The organism is Delftia sp. PE138 (genome assembly GCF_018320755.1).
GTDB classification, from domain to species: domain Bacteria; phylum Pseudomonadota; class Gammaproteobacteria; order Burkholderiales; family Burkholderiaceae_C; genus Comamonas; species Comamonas tsuruhatensis.
Window position 1 is genome coordinate 1,084,018 of the sequence record NZ_JABEPN010000001.1, and the last position, 15,124, is coordinate 1,099,141.

A 15,124-nucleotide genomic window follows, 5' to 3' on the forward strand; every position below is an offset into this window, starting at 1 on the left:
CTGGCAAGGTTCAGGCCTGGCGCAGCCGGTCCACCTCGGCATGCAGGTCCTGGGCCCAGACGCGGCGGTCGCGGCCATCGGCCGTCTGCGGCTGGCCATAGTGGACGGCGGCGACCAGGTCGTCGGCGCACAGCGTGCGCCAGATGGAGCCCAGCAGGGTTTCATCGCCCTCGTAGCTGGGCGCGTGGCTGATCTGGCCGGTGGCGCCGTCGATGAAGCGCAGGCCCACGGGCAGCACGGGCGCACCGATCTGCACGGCCGCCTGCAGCAAATTGGCATGGAAGGGCAGCAGCTTGCGGCCGTCGCCCGTCGTACCTTCGGGGAAGATGGCCAGGATCTCGCGGCGCTGCAGGGATTCCTCCATGCTCTGCACCATGCGCCGGGCATCGCGGCGCGAGGTGCGCTCGATGTACAGCGTGCCCGCCGCCGTGGCCAGCGTGCCGATCAGCGGCCAGCCCTTGACGTCGGACTTGGAGATGAAGCGGCAATGCCGCGCCGCATGCAGCACGGGAATGTCGAGCCAGGAAATATGGTTGCTGACCATGAGCATGGGGCCCTGGCTCGGCGGCTCGCCCTGGATCTCCAGGCGCACGCCCGCATGGGCCAGCAACTGCAGGGCCCAGGCCTGCACATGGGCGTGCTGGCGCTCCTCGGGCAGCTGCGGAAAGCGCAGGGCCACGATCCACAGCCCCTTGCACACATGGCCGAACAGGCGCGCTGCGCGCAGCGTGGCGCGCCCTCCCCTGCGCAGACGGCTCATGTTCAGCGGCGTTCGTAAGCGATATGGCCGTCGACCAGCGTGCAGCGCACGCGGGCCGGCAGTTCGTAGCCGCCGAAGGGCGTGCTCTTGCCCTGGCTGGCCAGCTCCTGGGGCTTGACCGTCCAGGCCGCCTGCGGATCGACGATGCACAGGTCGGCCACGCCGCCCTCGGCCAGCCGGCCCAGCTGCCCCTGCAGCTCGCCCAGAGACGAGCCCAGCACCTGCACGGGCGATGCCGTGATGGCGGCCAGGGCACGGTTCAAAGGCACGCCACCGTCCTGCGACCACTTGACGGCCAGCGACAGCAGCAGCTCCACGCCCGTGGCGCCGGGCTCGGCCTCGGCAAAGGGCAGGACCTTGGCATCCTCATCGACGGGCGTGTGGTCGGAGACCAGGGCGTCGATGGTGCCATCGGCCAGCGCGGCAGACAGCGCATCGCGGTCGCGCTGCTGGCGCAGCGGCGGCGTGACGCGGGCGCTGCTGTCGAAGTAGCCGATGTCGGTATCGGTCAGGTGCAGCGAGTTGATGGACACGTCGGCCGTGACCTGCAGGCCTTCGGCCTTGGCACGGCGCACCAGTTCCACGCCTGCGGCGCTGGACAGGCGGCACAGGTGCACGCGCGCCTGGGTGCCGCGCATCAGCTCGAAGATGGTGTGCAGGGCAATCGTCTCGGCCGCCACGGGCACGCCGGACAGGCCCATGCGCGTGGCCAGCGGGCCGCTGGCGGCCACGCCCTTGCCCAGGTACAGCTCCTGCGGGCGCAGCCACACGGTGTAGCCGTAGGTGGCCGCATACGCCAGGGCGCGCTGCAGGGTCTGGGTGCTGGTCATGGGCACCTCGGCCTGGCCGAAGCCGATGCAGCCGGACTCGGTCAGCTCGGCCATTTCGGTCAGCACCTCGCCCTTGAGGCCCAGCGTCAGCGCGCCCAGCGGGAACAGGCGCGACTGGTGCAGCTTCTCGGCGCGGAACTTGAGCATCTCCACCAGGCCCTGCTCGTCGAGCACGGGATCGGTATCAGGCGGGCAGACCAGGCTGGTCACGCCACCGGCCACCGAGGCGGCCATCTCGGACTGCAGCATGCCTTCGTGCTCGTGGCCGGGCTCGCGCAGGCGCACGGCCAGATCGACCAGGCCCGGCAGCACCCAGCAGCCGGCCGCATCGATCTCGCGTTCTGCGGCAAATCCCTCGGGCGCCTTGCCGATGGCCAGCACCTTGCCGCCGTCGATGGCCACGTCGGCCTGCTGGTCCAGGCCCCGTGCCGGGTCCATCACTCGGCCGTTGCGGATGAGTATCTTCATGGTTTGCTACCCCGTAGACCGCAGGCGGCGCATGGGCTGCGGCCTGCGGCGATCAAAAACATTTGCATTCACAAAAAGCGCCTGAACTCAGTCCAGGACACCGGGCATGGAAAAAGCATGGCCCATCTCAGGGACGCCGAGCAAAGGCCGCCCTGCAGCGAGGGCGTCGCCGGCTGCCCGTACGCCCCCCTCCCGCGTAGCGAGAGAGGGGGAAGCGACGCAGTCGCTCAGGGGGTGCTTCATTTCAAGCCTCGTTGCCGGCGACGATGGACATGACGGCCATGCGGACCGCGATGCCGAAGGACACCTGCGACAGGATCACGGCCTGCGGGCCATCGACCACTTCGGAGTCGATCTCCACGCCGCGGTTGATGGGTCCCGGGTGCATGACGATGGCGTCCGGCTTGGCCAGGCGCAGCTTCTCGGCCGTGAGGCCGAAGCTCTTGAAGTATTCCTGGCTGGACGGCAGCAGGGCGCCGCTCATGCGCTCGTTCTGCAGGCGCAGCATGATGATCACGTCGCAGTCCCGGATGCCCTCTTCCAGCGTGTGGAAGACGCGCACGCCCATCTGCGCCAGGTCCGGCGGCACCAGGGTGCGCGGGCCGACAACGCGCACTTCGGCCGCGCCCAGCGTGGTCAGCGCATGGATGTCGGAGCGCGCCACGCGCGAATGCAGCACATCGCCCACGATGGCCACGCGCAGGTTGGCGAAGTCCTTCTTGTAGTGGCGGATGGTGTACATGTCCAGCAGCCCCTGCGTGGGGTGGGCGTGGCGGCCGTCGCCGGCATTGACCACGTGGACATGGGGCGCCACATGCTGGGCGATGAGGTAGGGCGCGCCCGACTCGCTGTGGCGCACGACGAAGATGTCGGCGGCCATGGCCGAGAGGTTGGCGATGGTGTCCAGCAGCGACTCGCCCTTGCTGGCCGAGCTGCGCGCGATATCCAGGTTGAACACGTCGGCCGACAGGCGCTTGGCCGCGATCTCGAACGTGGTGCGCGTGCGCGTGCTGTTCTCGAAGAACAGGTTGAACACGCTCTTGCCGCGCAGCAGCGGCACCTTCTTGACCTCGCGGTCATTGACGCTGACGAAGTTGGCCGCCGTGTCCAGGATGTGGGTCAGGATGTCCTTGGACAGTCCTTCGGTAGACAGCAGGTGGATCAGTTCGCCGTTCTTGTTGAGCTGGGGATTGCGCTTGTACAGCACGGTCAGGCCTCTTGGATGCGGAATTGGAAGACGCCGGCGTCATCGCGCGCCAGCGACAGCAGGCGGTCAACCGGCAGCGCGATGCGCGCGGCGGCGAAGTCGGCCTGGAAGGGCAGCTCGCGCCCGCCCCGGTCCACCAGCACCGCCAGGCGCACGCAGGCCGGGCGGCCGTAGTCATAGAGTTCGTTGAGCACGGCGCGCACGGTGCGGCCGGTGTAGAGCACGTCGTCCAGCACCAGGATGTCGGCGCCGTTGACGTCAAAGTCGATCTGCGTCTGGGCGCTGGTGGCCATGCCGCGCTGCGCGAAGTCGTCGCGGTGCAGGGCCGAGGACAGCACGCTGGGGTTGCCGGGCAGGTTCAGGTCCTTGTGCAGCCGCTCCACCAGCCAGGCGCCGCCCGAGGTGATGCCGGCCAGGCGGGTTTCAGGCCCCATGAGGCTGCGCACGCCGCGCAGCAGTTCGCGGTACAGGGCCTCGGCGTCCAGCACCAGGCTGCCGGCTCCCGCAATGGTTTCACTCATGGAAGACTCCTCAAAAACTGTTCAAGAATGATGCAGGCCGAGGCCGCATCGGCATCCCTTGCGCCACCGGCCAGGGCCTCGGTGGTGCTGTAGCGCTCGTCCACCTCGTAGACAGGCAGGCCGAAGCGGCTCTTGAGCTGGCGGCCGAATTTCTTCGCCCGCGCCGTGTTCTCGTGCGCATTGCCGTCGGGGTGGTAGGGCACGCCGATGACCAGCGCATCGGGCTGCCACTCCTTGATGCGCTCGCCGGCCTGGGCCAGGCGGGCCTCGCCGGCCTCGGCGCGGATGGTGGGCAGCGGGTTGGCCGAGCGCAGCAGGCGCGTGCCCACGGCGCAGCCCGTGCGCTTGGCCCCGAAATCGAAGGCCACGAAACTCTGGAAATGGGAGGGAACGACGGGCGGCACGGCCGTGCCGGCTGCCGCTGCTGCCTGGGACTCGGGAGCGGGCAGGCTCATGCGCGCCCCGCTTCGGGCGAGATCATCCAGCGCTGCAGGCCCAGCAGGCCCAGGGCGCGGTCATAGCGGTCGTCGACCGGGGTATCGAAGATGACGTTGGCGTCGGCGCCCACCGTGAGCCAGGCGTTTTCGGCCAGCTCCGACTCCAGCTGGCCCTCGCCCCAGGAGGCATAGCCCAGGGTGACCAGCAGGCGCTTGGGGCCTGCGCCATCGGACAGGGCTTCGAGCACGTCCTTGGAGGTGGTCATCTCCAGGCCGCCGGGAATGGTCATGGTCGAGGCGTAGGCGGACTCGTCGTCGGGCGCGCCTTCGATCACCATGGGATCGTGCAGCACGAAGCCGCGATCGGTCTGTACGGGCCCGCCGTTGAAGACGCGGTTGCCGCGAAGGTCCTCGCGGCCCAGGGCCAGATCCACCTTTTCCAGCAGGCCTTCCAGCGTAAGCTGCGAGGGCTTGTTGATAATCAGACCGAGCGCACCGCGCTCGCTGTGTTCGCACAGGTAGATCACACTGCGCGAGAACGCTTCGTCTTCCAGGCCAGGCATGGCAATCAGGAAGTGGTGCGTCAGATTGATAGGCGCAGTTTCAGCAGACATAACGACGGATTTTACCGGCGATCCATGCCACCTTCTTACCCTGTGGGCTTGGTCTGGCTGCGGCGCGACCTGCGCCTGTCCGACCATGCCGCCCTCTACCATGCGCTGCGCCAGTGCCGGCAGGTGCATTGCGTGTTCATCTTCGACGACGACATCCTCGCCCCCCTGCCCCGTGCCGACCGGCGCGTGGAGTTCATCTGCCAGAGCCTGGCGGGCCTGGACGATGCGCTGCGCGAGGCCTCGGGCCGCGCCGACACCGGCCTCATCGTGCGCCGCGGCCGGCCCGCTGAGCAGATCCCGGCCCTGGCCCGGCAGCTCGGCGCCCAGGCCGTGTTCTGCAACTGGGACGACGAGCCCGACGCCCTGGCCCGCGACGCCCGCGTGCGCCAGGCCCTGGCCGCCGAGGGCGTGGCCCTGCACAGCTTCAAGGACCACATGGTCTTTGCGCGCGACGAGGTGCTGACCCAGGCCGGCGCGCCGTTCTCGGTGTTCACGCCGTACAAGAACGCCTGGCTGCGCCAGGTCACGCCCTTCTTCCTGTCCGCCTACCCCAGCGAGCGCGACCTGCCCGAGCGCCTGGCGCCACGCCCCGAAGGCGAGCGCCGCCCCGTGCCCACCGCAGCCGACCTGGGCTTCGAGGCCGGCACGCTGGACGGCCTGCGCCTGCCCACGGGCTGCGCTGGCGCCGAGGAACTGCTGGCCGACTTCCTGCCGCGCCTGCCGCGCTACAGGCAGGCGCGCGACTTTCCCGCCGTCAAGGGCCCCAGCTACCTGAGCGTGCACCTGCGCTTCGGCACGGTCTCCATCCGCCGCCTGGCAAGGCTGGCCTGGGAGCAGACGCAGCAGCAGCCGCACGACAGCGAGGGAGCCGCCACCTGGCTGTCCGAGCTGATCTGGCGCGACTTCTATTTCCAGATCCTGGCCCACCATCCGCATGTGGTGCACGCCAGCTTCAAGCCCGTCTACGACGCCATCGTGTGGGACACCGGCCCCGAGGCCGATGCGCTGTACGCCGCCTGGTGCGAGGGCCGCACCGGCTATCCGCTGGTCGATGCCGCCATGCGCCAGCTCAACACCACGGGCTACATGCACAACCGGCTGCGTATGGTGGCGGCCAGCTTCCTGGTCAAGGATCTGGGCATAGACTGGCGCCGGGGCGAAGCCTGGTTTGCGCGCCAGCTCAACGACTTCGACCTGGCGGCCAACAACGGCGGCTGGCAGTGGGCGGCCTCCACGGGCTGCGACGCCCAGCCCTGGTTCCGCATCTTCAACCCGATCACGCAAAGCCAGAAGTTCGATGCCGACGCGCGCTTCATCGAGCGCTACGTGCCCGAGCTGGCCCGCCTGCCCGCCGCGCTGCGCCACGCGCCCTGGCAGGCCCGGCCGCTGGAGCTGGCCGAGGCCGGCGTGGTGCTGGGCACGGACTATCCCCATCCCGTGGTGGACCACGCAGCCGCGCGCGAGCGCACGCTGGCCCGCTACAGCGTGGTCAAGCAGGCGGGCTGAAGGAAGCCGGTGCAAAGACACCGGAGCCAAGAAAAAAGGAGCAGCGCTGGCTGCTCCTTTTTTGCGGGGCGAGGGCTGGCCGCCGAGGCTCAGGCCTCTTCGCCCAGCACCTGCGTCTCCGTCTGCAGTGACAGCGGCGCAGGCTGGGTGCTGTTCCCTTTCAGGGAATAGTGCTGGATCAGGCCCAGCAGCTCCTCGTCCGAGTAGGGCTTGCCCAGGTAGTGGTTGGCGCCCAGCTGGCGCGCCATCTCGCGGTGCTTCTGGGCGATGCGCGAGGTGATCATGACCACGGGCAGGTCGCGCAGGGCCTCGTCGGCGCGGATGTTGCGCAGCAGGTCGAAGCCGTCCATGCGCGGCATCTCGATGTCGGACAGCACCAGGGTCGGGCGCTCCTCGGCCAGGCGTTCCATGGCCTGCAGGCCGTCGGCCGCCAGGGCCACGCGGTAGCCTTCGCGCTGCAGCAGGCGCTGGGTGACGCGGCGCACGGTGATGGAGTCGTCCACCACCAGCACCAGCGGCACCGAGACCGGTCCCGCGCTGGCCGGCACGGCTTCGCCGTCGCCCTGGCCGGCGGCACGCTCGGCCTCTTCGGTCCGGGCGCGCACCTCGTCGCCATAGACGTTGGCCAGCGCCACAGGGTTGTAGATCTGGACCACGGCGCCCGAGGCCAGCACCGACATGCCGGTCAGGCCGGGCAGGCGGGCCAGCTGGGGGCCGAGGTTCTTGATCACCACTTCCTGGTTGCCCAGCACTTCGTCCACGTGCAGCGCAATGCGCTGCGACGCGCTGCGCAGGATGACCACGGGCCGGGTGCGGCCCACGGTTTCCTCGCTGCGCAGGGAGGACTGCCACAGCGCGCCCGCCCAGTAGAAGGGCAAGGTCTCGCCGCCATCTTCAAAGCCGTGGCTGGCATAGGCCTGCTGCAGCAGATCCAAGGGCGCACGGCGCACGATTTCCACCAGGCTGGCCGGCACGCCGACCAGCAGCCGGCCCGCTCGCAGCATGACCACCTGGGTGACGGCCGTGGTCAGCGGCAGCACGAGGCGGAAGGCACTGCCCCGGCCCGCTTCGCTGTGGGTCTCGATGCGGCCGCCCAGCGCGTTGACCTCGGAGCGCACCACGTCCATGCCGATGCCCCGGCCGGCCACGCCGGTCACCTCGGTGGCGGTGGTGAAGCCGGGCTCGAAGATCAGGCGGCCGGCGTCCTGCTCGGTCAGCGTCTGGTCCTCGGGCCACAGGCCCTGGGCCACGGCCTTGTCGCGGATGCGCTGCAGGTTCAGGCCGGCGCCATCGTCCTCCACCGAAAGCGCCACGTCGTTGCGCTCCTGGCTCAGGATGATTTCGATGGTGCCCATGGCCGGCTTGCCGGCAGCGGTGCGCTGCTCGGGCGGCTCGATGCCGTGGGCCACGCAGTTGCGCAGCAGGTGCTCGAAGGCCGGCATCATGCGGTCCAGCATGCCCCGGTCCATTTCAATGGTGCCGCCGAGGATGTTCAGCCGCACCTGCTTGCCCATTTCCTTGGAGGTCTGGCGGACCACGGCATACAGGCGCTCGGCCAGGGAGTCGAACTCCACCATGCGCGTGCGCAGCAGGTCGCGCTGCAGCTCGCGCGCCTGGCGGCCCTGGGCGACCAGGTCGTCCTCGGCGCCCGCCATGTCGCGCTGCAGGTTGCGCTGCACGGTGGCCACGTCGTTGACCGACTCGGCCATCATGCGCGTGAGTTCCTGCACCCGCGTGAAGCGGTCGAACTCCAGCGGGTCGAAGCCAGCTGCCGAGTCCTTGGACAGGGCCAGGCGCGACTGCATCTGGCTCTCGGCCTGGACCTCGATGTCGCGCAGCTGCATGCGCAGGCGCTCCAGGTTGCCGGCCAGCTCGTCCAGCGAGCCACGGGCCTGGGCCAGGCGCGCATCGACACGCGAGCGCGCAATCAGCACCTCGCCGGCCTGGCTGATCAGGCGGTCCAGCAACTGGGCGCGCACGCGCACCGTCTGGTGGGCGCCCGCACGCAGCGGCGCGGTGACAGGAGCCGGCTGTGCGTCGGCTGGCGCCGGGGATGCGCCAGCGCCCGAGGCGTCGGAGGCCGTGGCGTCAGAAGACACCGCAGAGGCGGCAGGCTCGGCCTGGTCCGGCCCATCGGCCAGGCCCAGCGGCCCATCCTGCACCTGTTCGCCCGCAACGCGCAGCACGTCGAAGCCGGCCTGCAATGCGTCGAAGTTGCCCAGCAAGGGCTCGATCTGCTCGGCCGTGGGAGATTCGCTGTCGACCCGCTCGACGGCGGATTCCAGCCGGTGGGCCATTTCGCCCAGGCGCATCGCGCCAGCCAGCCGGGCACTGCCCTTGAGGGTGTGCAGGGCGCGCAGCGTTTCGTGGCGCGCCTCGTCCAGGGAAGGCCGGCCATGCCAGCGACGCAGTGCAGCGCCCAGGCGGGGCAGCAGCTCGATGGCCTCTTCCTCGAAGATGGGGAACAGGTCGGGGTCCACCTCGTCCAGGGCGTCGATGTCGTCGTCCAGGTCGTTGCCCACGGCCACCGCATGGGCGATGGCCTCATCGATGCGGCGCTGCAGCTCGGCTTCCTGGCGTGCGTCGTTGACCAGGGGGCGCATGGAATAGGCCAGCGGCGCCACGTCCTGTGCCTGGGCCTGCGCATGGGCGCCGGCGTCGAGCACGGCATCCGTGCCAGGCTGCGGCAACGGCTCCGGCAGCAGCGCATCGAGCCGGCTGTCCGGAGCGTCCGCGACTTCGATATCCAGCGCCAGCAGTGCCTGCAGTGCTTCTTCCACGCCCGGCTGGGGTGTCTTGAGGAAGCCGGCCGCGAACTGGTGCAGCAGGCGCTGCACCTCGTCGGAAGCCGCAATGCAGGCGGCGACCTGCTCAGGCGTGCCGCAGCGCTGCGGCTGCAGGTGGGCCAGCGCATGCTCCAGCAGGCGCGCCAGGTCCGACAAGGCCTTGAAGCCCACGGTGGCCGAGCTGCCGGCCAGCGAATGCGCGAAGGCGATGGCGTCATCGGGCACGGGCTCGTCGGGCTCGGTCGCCCATTGCTGCAGCGACAGGTCCAGGCGGCGCGACCATTCGTCGGCCTCGTTGAGATAGACGTTGTACAGCGGCGCGCTGATGCGCAGGCCGTCCACGACCTTGAAGCCATCGGCATCGACGCCGGACGGCTCCTGTGCGCCGGACTCCTCAGCCACCGCAGGCGCCTCATCGGCCACGGATTCGGCATGCAGCTCCTGCGGGGTTTCCGCCTCGGAAGCTTCTACGGCTTCGATGGCCTCGGCAGGTGCGGCTGCCGGAGTCAGGTCCAGATCCAGCCCCTCGAAAGGCGCCAGCGGCACGGCGGCGTGCGGAGCCTGCTCTTCGGCTTCAACTTCGGCTTCGGCTTCGGCTTCGACTTCGCCTACAGCTTCTGCGCCTGCTTCTGCTTGCAGCTCGGGCAGCGCGTCGGCATGTGCCTCGGGCACGGTCTCTGTGCCGGGCAGCGCGGGCTGGTCGCCCGAGACAACGGCCAGGGCTTCCTGCTCGCTGTCGCGCATGGCCGCCTCGAAGGCGGCGAAGTCCAGCTCCTCCACCGCGTCGGTGGCCAGCGCAGCGGGTGCCTCGGCGGTCTCCAGCTGCGTTGAACCCTGCGACTGTTCGGGCACGGCCGCCGCAGGCTGGGGGTCCAGGTCCAGCAGACCGAAGTCCAGCGCAATGTCCAGGTCACCGGCGGTCCCGGCGGTCTCGTCAGGCACGGCCGGCTCGGGGGCTTCCCGCTGCTCGGCCTGCAGCTGCTGCTCCACTGCGGCGAAGGGCTCCACCGGCGCCTCGACCGCGGCAGGCTCGGCCTGCGTGCGGCGGTCGGCGCGCGGCACCAGGGCCACGTCGGCACGCACGCCTTCCAGGCGCATGGCATCGGCTGCGGCACGGAAGGGCGTGGCCAGCCAGGCATCGGCCTGCTGGCGCTCGATGGCCGAAGCCCAGGCGCCAAAGGCGCGCAGCGCGTCGCTGGCCAGCTCCTGCATGGGCTGGGGCATGGGTTTTTGCTCGGCCAGCCAGGCATTGAGCATTTGCTCCATGGCCCAGCCGGCTTCGCCGAATTCATCCAGGCCGACCATGCGCGAGCTGCCCTTGAGCGTATGGAAGGCGCGGCGCAGCGTGGTCTGCTCGCTGAGGTTGCCGGGCTCATCGGCCAGGGTGCGCAGCGCCTGCAGGCCGTTGTCCACGACCTCGCGGGCCTCTTCCAGGAAGATGCTCAGGATTTCGTCGTCGGAATCATCTTCCGAGACGGTCAGACCGGCCAGCGGGGGAACGGGTTCAGGCAGGGGTTCGGGCTGAGCCGTGGCGGCAGCGGCAGCAGGGCCGGGCACCGGTTCGGCCGCTTCAGCCACGTCAGCTGCTTGAGCCGCTTCGGCGGGTATCTCGAGCGCCTTGGCGAATTGCGCCAGTTCGGCATCGTCGGCCAGCGCTTGCTGCCCGGCGATAGTCGCCTGCGGCAGGGGCTCGGGCACAAGGTCCACGGAGGGTGGCGGCGGCGCCGGCACCGACGGTGCTGCCGCAGCGGGTTCGGCAGGCAGGTCCTGCGCAGTCTCGGCGGGCTGGATCTGGGGCACGGGCAGCGGCTGGGCCACGGCAACGGCTTCGCGCTGCGGCGGCACGGCGGCGGTGTCCAGGGCCGGCAGTTGCTCGGGCGCCTTGCCCGCGTCGTCGGCGCGGTGACCACGGCGGCCCATCAGGATGCGCAGGCCGCCTTCGGCCTCGTCATAGACAAAGAGCTTGCGCGCCATGCTGCGCTGGTAGCTCAGCATGTCGATCAGGAAACCCATGGCGCCCAGGCTGTTGCCCAGCTTGTCGAAGACCTGGGCACGTTCTGACTCGGCGATCTCGCCCAATACCAGCCGCTCCACGGTTTCGCGCATGCGCTGCATGGCCTGGGTGGCCTGGTCCAGGCCCAGCACGGACAGCACGCCGCGCATCTGCGCCATCTGGCCAGACACCGGCGCCAGCACGGTGGCATCGGCGGGGTTGCGGAAATACTGGTCCAGGTGCCGCTCGGCCTCGGCCAGCGTGGCACGCAATTCGCCCACGACCGAGCCCATGGTCTGGTGGTCGCTGGCCTGACGGTACAGCTCCTCCATCCACGGCTCCAGCGGCCGGGCGGGCGCGCCCTGCAGGGATTCCTCCAGGCGCTGTACCAGGTTGGCGGATTGCTCGGCCAGTTCCTCGTCGCCCATGTCCATGGTGGCAAAGGCCGCCTGCAGATAGAGCACGGAGGTGGCCACTTCCATGGCCAGTTCCGCCGGCGGCGGCTCGCCGATGCGGGCCACGGTTTCGGCCACCTTGATCAGCATGCGCGCCAGGCCATGGCTGGCCGGGTGCAGCTTGACCAGGGATTCGGCCACCTGGGCGAACTGGTCCACCACGATCTTGGTGCGCGCACGGTCGCCGCCTGCCAGGGCGGACCAGGTCTCCGCCGCCGTGGTGATGCGCTTGCGCGCCTGCACCAGCACGGCCGGGTCGTAGCGGCCAAAGCGGGTCTGCTGGTAGTCCACCTGCGGCTGGGCCTGCATGCCATAGGCCTGGCGCACGGCCTGCAGGGCAGCGCCGGCCTGCTCGGCCGGGCGCGCCTGGGCGCAGAAGAACAGCAGGTCCTGCAGCAGGCGCGCAGGCGGCGTGCGGTCGCCCTTGGCCATGGCCGCGTACTGCAGCAGCACGCGCGAGGCCATGCGTTTCACATAGAGGTCGACAACGATCAGGCCGCGCGACTGCGCGTCGAAGAAGCCAGCGGCCACCTTCCAGAAGCTGCGTGCGGTGACATCCTCGGTCTGGGCCACGGCAAAGCGCAGGCACAGGTCACGCATCTGGGCGGCGGCCTCGCGGTCATCGCTCTTGACCATGCGCAGCACCACGCCGTCGAGCAGGGCACGGGCATCGGGCCCGTAGGCCAGCGGCTCGGCCTGGCGCGCCCATTCGGGCTCGCGCGCGCGGCGCTCGGCAGGCCACAGATCGGCCGGATGCACCTTGTCGTTGCCGGCCAGCGCCTGGGTGTCGCGGTATTGGGGAAACAGGGCCACGGCCGAGACGGTCTTGCCGGCCAGCACGGTTTCCAGGTATTCGATCAGGGCAAAGCTGGCGCGCTCCAGCGTGGCGGCGGCCTGGTCGGTGCACAGCTCGGGGCGCTGCACGAAGCGCTGCACGGCGCTTTCCATGCCGCGCAGCACCAGGGCCGGAGAGCCCAGGCCCACCATTTCGAGGGCGCCGCAGGCCTGGTGCAGCTGCTGGCGGGCGATGCGCAGGGCCGAGGTGTCAAGCTCCTCAAGGTCCGAGGCGCGCGCCGCATCGGCATCGCGCACGAAACGCGCCACGGCCTTGCTCGCGCCTTCCAGCGACTTGCGCAGCTCATCGAGCACCCAGGCCAGCGGGCCCAGGTCCTGTTCGGTGTGCGCGGCCTGCGCCGCGCCCGTTTGCGATTCGTCAACCACTGACATGGACAGTTCCCCAAGCCCCTAGGGCCTGTGCATAGCTATGTTGGACCGGGTCAGGCAATCTTGAAACGCGCCACCGACTGGCGCAGTTCCTCGGCCATGTGCGAGAGTTCGCGCACCTGCTGCGCCGTGGTGCGCGTGCCTTCGCCCGTCTGCTCCGTCACCGCGAAAATGTGCTGGATGTTCTCGGCCACGTCGTTGGCCAGGACGGCCTCGCGCGAGGTGGACGAGGAGATCAGCTCGATCAGCTCGGCCAGGTGGCGCGACACGGAGTCGATCTCGGTCAGCGCGGTACCTGCGGAGTCGGACAGTCGCGCCCCCTCGACCACACCCTGGGTGGAACGCTCCATGGCGGCCACGGCATCCTGGGTGTCGGTCTGAATCGCCTTCACCAGCGCCGCGATCTGGCGCGTCGCATCTGCCGAGCGCTCAGCCAGGCGCTGCACTTCTTCGGCCACCACCGAGAAGCCGCGACCGGCTTCACCGGCCGATGCGGCCTGGATGGCGGCGTTCAGCGCCAGCACGTTGGTCTGCTCGGTAATGTCGGAAATCAGCTCGGTGATTTCACCGATCTCCTGCGAGGATTCGCCCAGCCGCTTGATGCGCTTGGAGGTTTCCTGGATCTGGTCGCGGATGGAGTTCATGCCGCCGATGGCGTTCTGCACGGCCTTCAGGCCCAGGTCCGCAGCTTCCAGCGACTGGCGCGCCACCTGGGCAGATTCCTGCGCCTGGGTCGAGACCTCGTTGATGCGGCCTGCCATGTCCAGCACGGAGCGGCCGGTTTCGCGGATCTCGCGCAGCTGTTCGGTCGACGCGGCCAGCAGCTCGGTGGAGTTGGCATCCACCTCGGCCGTGGTCTGTGCCACGCGCGTTGCCGTGTTCTGCACGCTGCCCACCAGGGCGCGCAGCTCTTCCACCGTGTAGTTCACCGAGTCGGCAATGGCGCCGGTGATGTCCTCGGTCACGGTGGCTTCCTGCGTCAGATCGCCTTCGGCCACCGATTGCAGTTCGTTCATCAGACGCAAAATCGCGGCCTGGTTGGCATCGTTGATGCGCTTGGCTTCATGCTCCTGCACGCGGGACTCTTCCTGGCGGCGTTCGGCCGCTTCCTGGCGCAGACGGCTGTCGAGCAGCTGCACGCGGGACAGGCCCACGCCGCACAGCAGCACCAGCACCGTGGCCAGCGCCAGCAGGCCCATGGGCAGCGAGCCGATGCCGGCGCCGCTTTGCAGCTTGTTCTGCAGGTCTTCCAGATGGCGGCGCAGCGGTTCGCTGTCGGCGTTGATGGCGGTCTGGGCTTCGCGGGCGGACACCAGGCCCTGCAGGTTGCCCAAAATGGCGCTGGCCTCGCTGCGGGTCTCTTCGTAGAGCTTGATCAGCGCCTCGATCTGCTCGCGGGTCTGGGCGTCGCGCGTGGGAGGCAGGCGCAGCTCGCTGCTGCCGCTCAGCAGGCTTTCGGAGATTTCCTTGAACGAGTTCAAGTCCTTGCCCAGCAGGAACACGGCCTCGGGGCTCACGCCTTCGGCGGTCTGGAATTCGTTGGCCGACTTGCCGATACGCTGGGTCAGCATCACGAGCTGGCCGGCAGCGGAGATTTCCGCCGGGCTGGCGCCCTGCTGCAGCTTCAGCGAGGAGATGGTTTCGGCGATCTCCAGCAGGTCCGAGGACTGCCGGTTGATGGTGCGCAGCGCGTCGCCGACCTGGGTCAGGATCTGCTTTTGGTCCATCACCACCTTGGCGCTTTGCTCGGCGCGCTCCATCAGCGGCGTGATCTGGGCCAGTTCATCGGCATAGGCGCCGCCCAGCGGGCGCACGCCCATGGAGTCGTCGCCCGAGGCAATGGCGCGCACGTTGCGCGCCAGCACGCCGGAGCTGTCCTGCACGTCCACAAAGGAGGATGCCGCGCCCGTCAGCGCCTGCGAGACCGACTTGGCCAGACGCTGCGACTGCATCAGCGCCTGGCCGGTGGCGGCCAGCTGCTGCGCCGAGCCGTCGGCCTGGCGCAGGGCCCAGGCCGCCGCCAGCACCAGGGCCAGCACCGACACACCCAGCAAGGTGGACAGCGTGCGCTGGTGGCGCGCGGCAGGCGCGCGGCCCAGCAGCGGCAGGGCCACCATGTCGTGGTCAACGGCTGCGCCGCCGTCGCGGCCCGGCATGGCGTCGGGGGCGCCCTGCACGGTCAGTGACGCATCGAGTGCGTACATATCCTGGGAGACGGTGTCTCCGAGCATGCTGTTGTCCGCACCGGAGCCGGCGTCGGCCGGCTTGCGTTGGAGGCGATTTGCAAGACGTTGCAAGAATGACATGGGACGACCTTCAGAAA

9 protein-coding genes are annotated in these 15,124 nt (G+C 69.6%); 1 reads left to right on the forward strand and 8 read right to left on the reverse strand.

The window, feature by feature from the left end:
• Window positions 1–10 precede the first annotated feature (10 nt).
• The 6 genes from HFGMBDPB_RS04920 to HFGMBDPB_RS04945 form a co-directional block, all read right to left on the reverse strand.
• On the reverse strand, window positions 11–760 hold the full coding sequence (locus tag HFGMBDPB_RS04920; protein WP_016447928.1) for a lysophospholipid acyltransferase family protein: 750 nt from the start codon (window positions 758–760) through the stop codon (window positions 11–13).
• Window positions 761–762: 2 nt separating this feature from the next.
• On the reverse strand, window positions 763–2,058 hold the full coding sequence (locus HFGMBDPB_RS04925; protein WP_016447929.1) for a dihydroorotase: 1,296 nt from the start codon (window positions 2,056–2,058) through the stop codon (window positions 763–765).
• A 244-nt stretch (window positions 2,059–2,302) separates the two neighbouring features.
• On the reverse strand, window positions 2,303–3,265 hold the full coding sequence (locus HFGMBDPB_RS04930; protein WP_012203510.1) for an aspartate carbamoyltransferase catalytic subunit: 963 nt from the start codon (window positions 3,263–3,265) through the stop codon (window positions 2,303–2,305).
• 2 nt (window positions 3,266–3,267) lie between these two features.
• Window positions 3,268–3,786, reverse strand: coding sequence for a bifunctional pyr operon transcriptional regulator/uracil phosphoribosyltransferase PyrR (pyrR, locus tag HFGMBDPB_RS04935; RefSeq protein WP_212645007.1), 519 nt, complete (start codon window positions 3,784–3,786; stop codon window positions 3,268–3,270).
• The gene (gene ruvX / locus HFGMBDPB_RS04940) at window positions 3,783–4,241 is read right to left on the reverse strand and encodes a Holliday junction resolvase RuvX (RefSeq protein WP_043790397.1); all 459 of its coding nucleotides are present in this window, start codon (window positions 4,239–4,241) and stop codon (window positions 3,783–3,785) included. The genes pyrR and ruvX overlap by 4 nt, the downstream gene beginning before the upstream one ends.
• Window positions 4,238–4,837 (reverse strand): YqgE/AlgH family protein, encoded by a 600-nt coding sequence (locus HFGMBDPB_RS04945; protein WP_012203507.1) that lies wholly within the window; start codon window positions 4,835–4,837, stop codon window positions 4,238–4,240. The genes ruvX and HFGMBDPB_RS04945 overlap by 4 nt, the downstream gene beginning before the upstream one ends.
• Before the next feature lie 24 nt (window positions 4,838–4,861).
• Here HFGMBDPB_RS04945 and HFGMBDPB_RS04950 point away from each other — a divergent pair, with 24 nt between their 5' ends.
• Entirely contained in the window at window positions 4,862–6,343 is a 1,482-nt protein-coding gene (locus HFGMBDPB_RS04950; protein WP_212645008.1) for a cryptochrome/photolyase family protein, read from the forward strand.
• An 89-nt stretch (window positions 6,344–6,432) separates the two neighbouring features.
• On the opposite strand, the gene HFGMBDPB_RS04955 is transcribed toward HFGMBDPB_RS04950, so the two are convergent.
• Window positions 6,433–12,804, reverse strand: a complete 6,372-nt coding sequence (locus HFGMBDPB_RS04955; RefSeq protein WP_212645009.1) for an Hpt domain-containing protein — start codon at window positions 12,802–12,804, stop codon at window positions 6,433–6,435.
• A gap of 50 nt (window positions 12,805–12,854) precedes the next feature.
• Window positions 12,855–15,107, reverse strand: a complete 2,253-nt coding sequence (locus tag HFGMBDPB_RS04960; RefSeq protein ID WP_212645010.1) for a methyl-accepting chemotaxis protein — start codon at window positions 15,105–15,107, stop codon at window positions 12,855–12,857.
• Window positions 15,108–15,124: the final 17 nt, after the last annotated feature.

Coding starts and splice junctions, on each gene's coding strand:
- HFGMBDPB_RS04945 (WP_012203507.1), bottom strand. CDS start 4,837: ATGTCTGCTGAAACTGCGCCTATCAATCTGACGCACCACTTCCTGATT.
- HFGMBDPB_RS04920 (WP_016447928.1), bottom strand. CDS start 760: ATGAGCCGTCTGCGCAGGGGAGGGCGCGCCACGCTGCGCGCAGCGCGC.
- HFGMBDPB_RS04925 (WP_016447929.1), bottom strand. CDS start 2,058: ATGAAGATACTCATCCGCAACGGCCGAGTGATGGACCCGGCACGGGGC.
- HFGMBDPB_RS04950 (WP_212645008.1), top strand. CDS start 4,862: ATGCCACCTTCTTACCCTGTGGGCTTGGTCTGGCTGCGGCGCGACCTG.
- HFGMBDPB_RS04960 (WP_212645010.1), bottom strand. CDS start 15,107: ATGTCATTCTTGCAACGTCTTGCAAATCGCCTCCAACGCAAGCCGGCC.
- ruvX (WP_043790397.1), bottom strand. CDS start 4,241: ATGAGCCTGCCCGCTCCCGAGTCCCAGGCAGCAGCGGCAGCCGGCACG.
- pyrR (WP_212645007.1), bottom strand. CDS start 3,786: ATGAGTGAAACCATTGCGGGAGCCGGCAGCCTGGTGCTGGACGCCGAG.
- HFGMBDPB_RS04955 (WP_212645009.1), bottom strand. CDS start 12,804: ATGTCAGTGGTTGACGAATCGCAAACGGGCGCGGCGCAGGCCGCGCAC.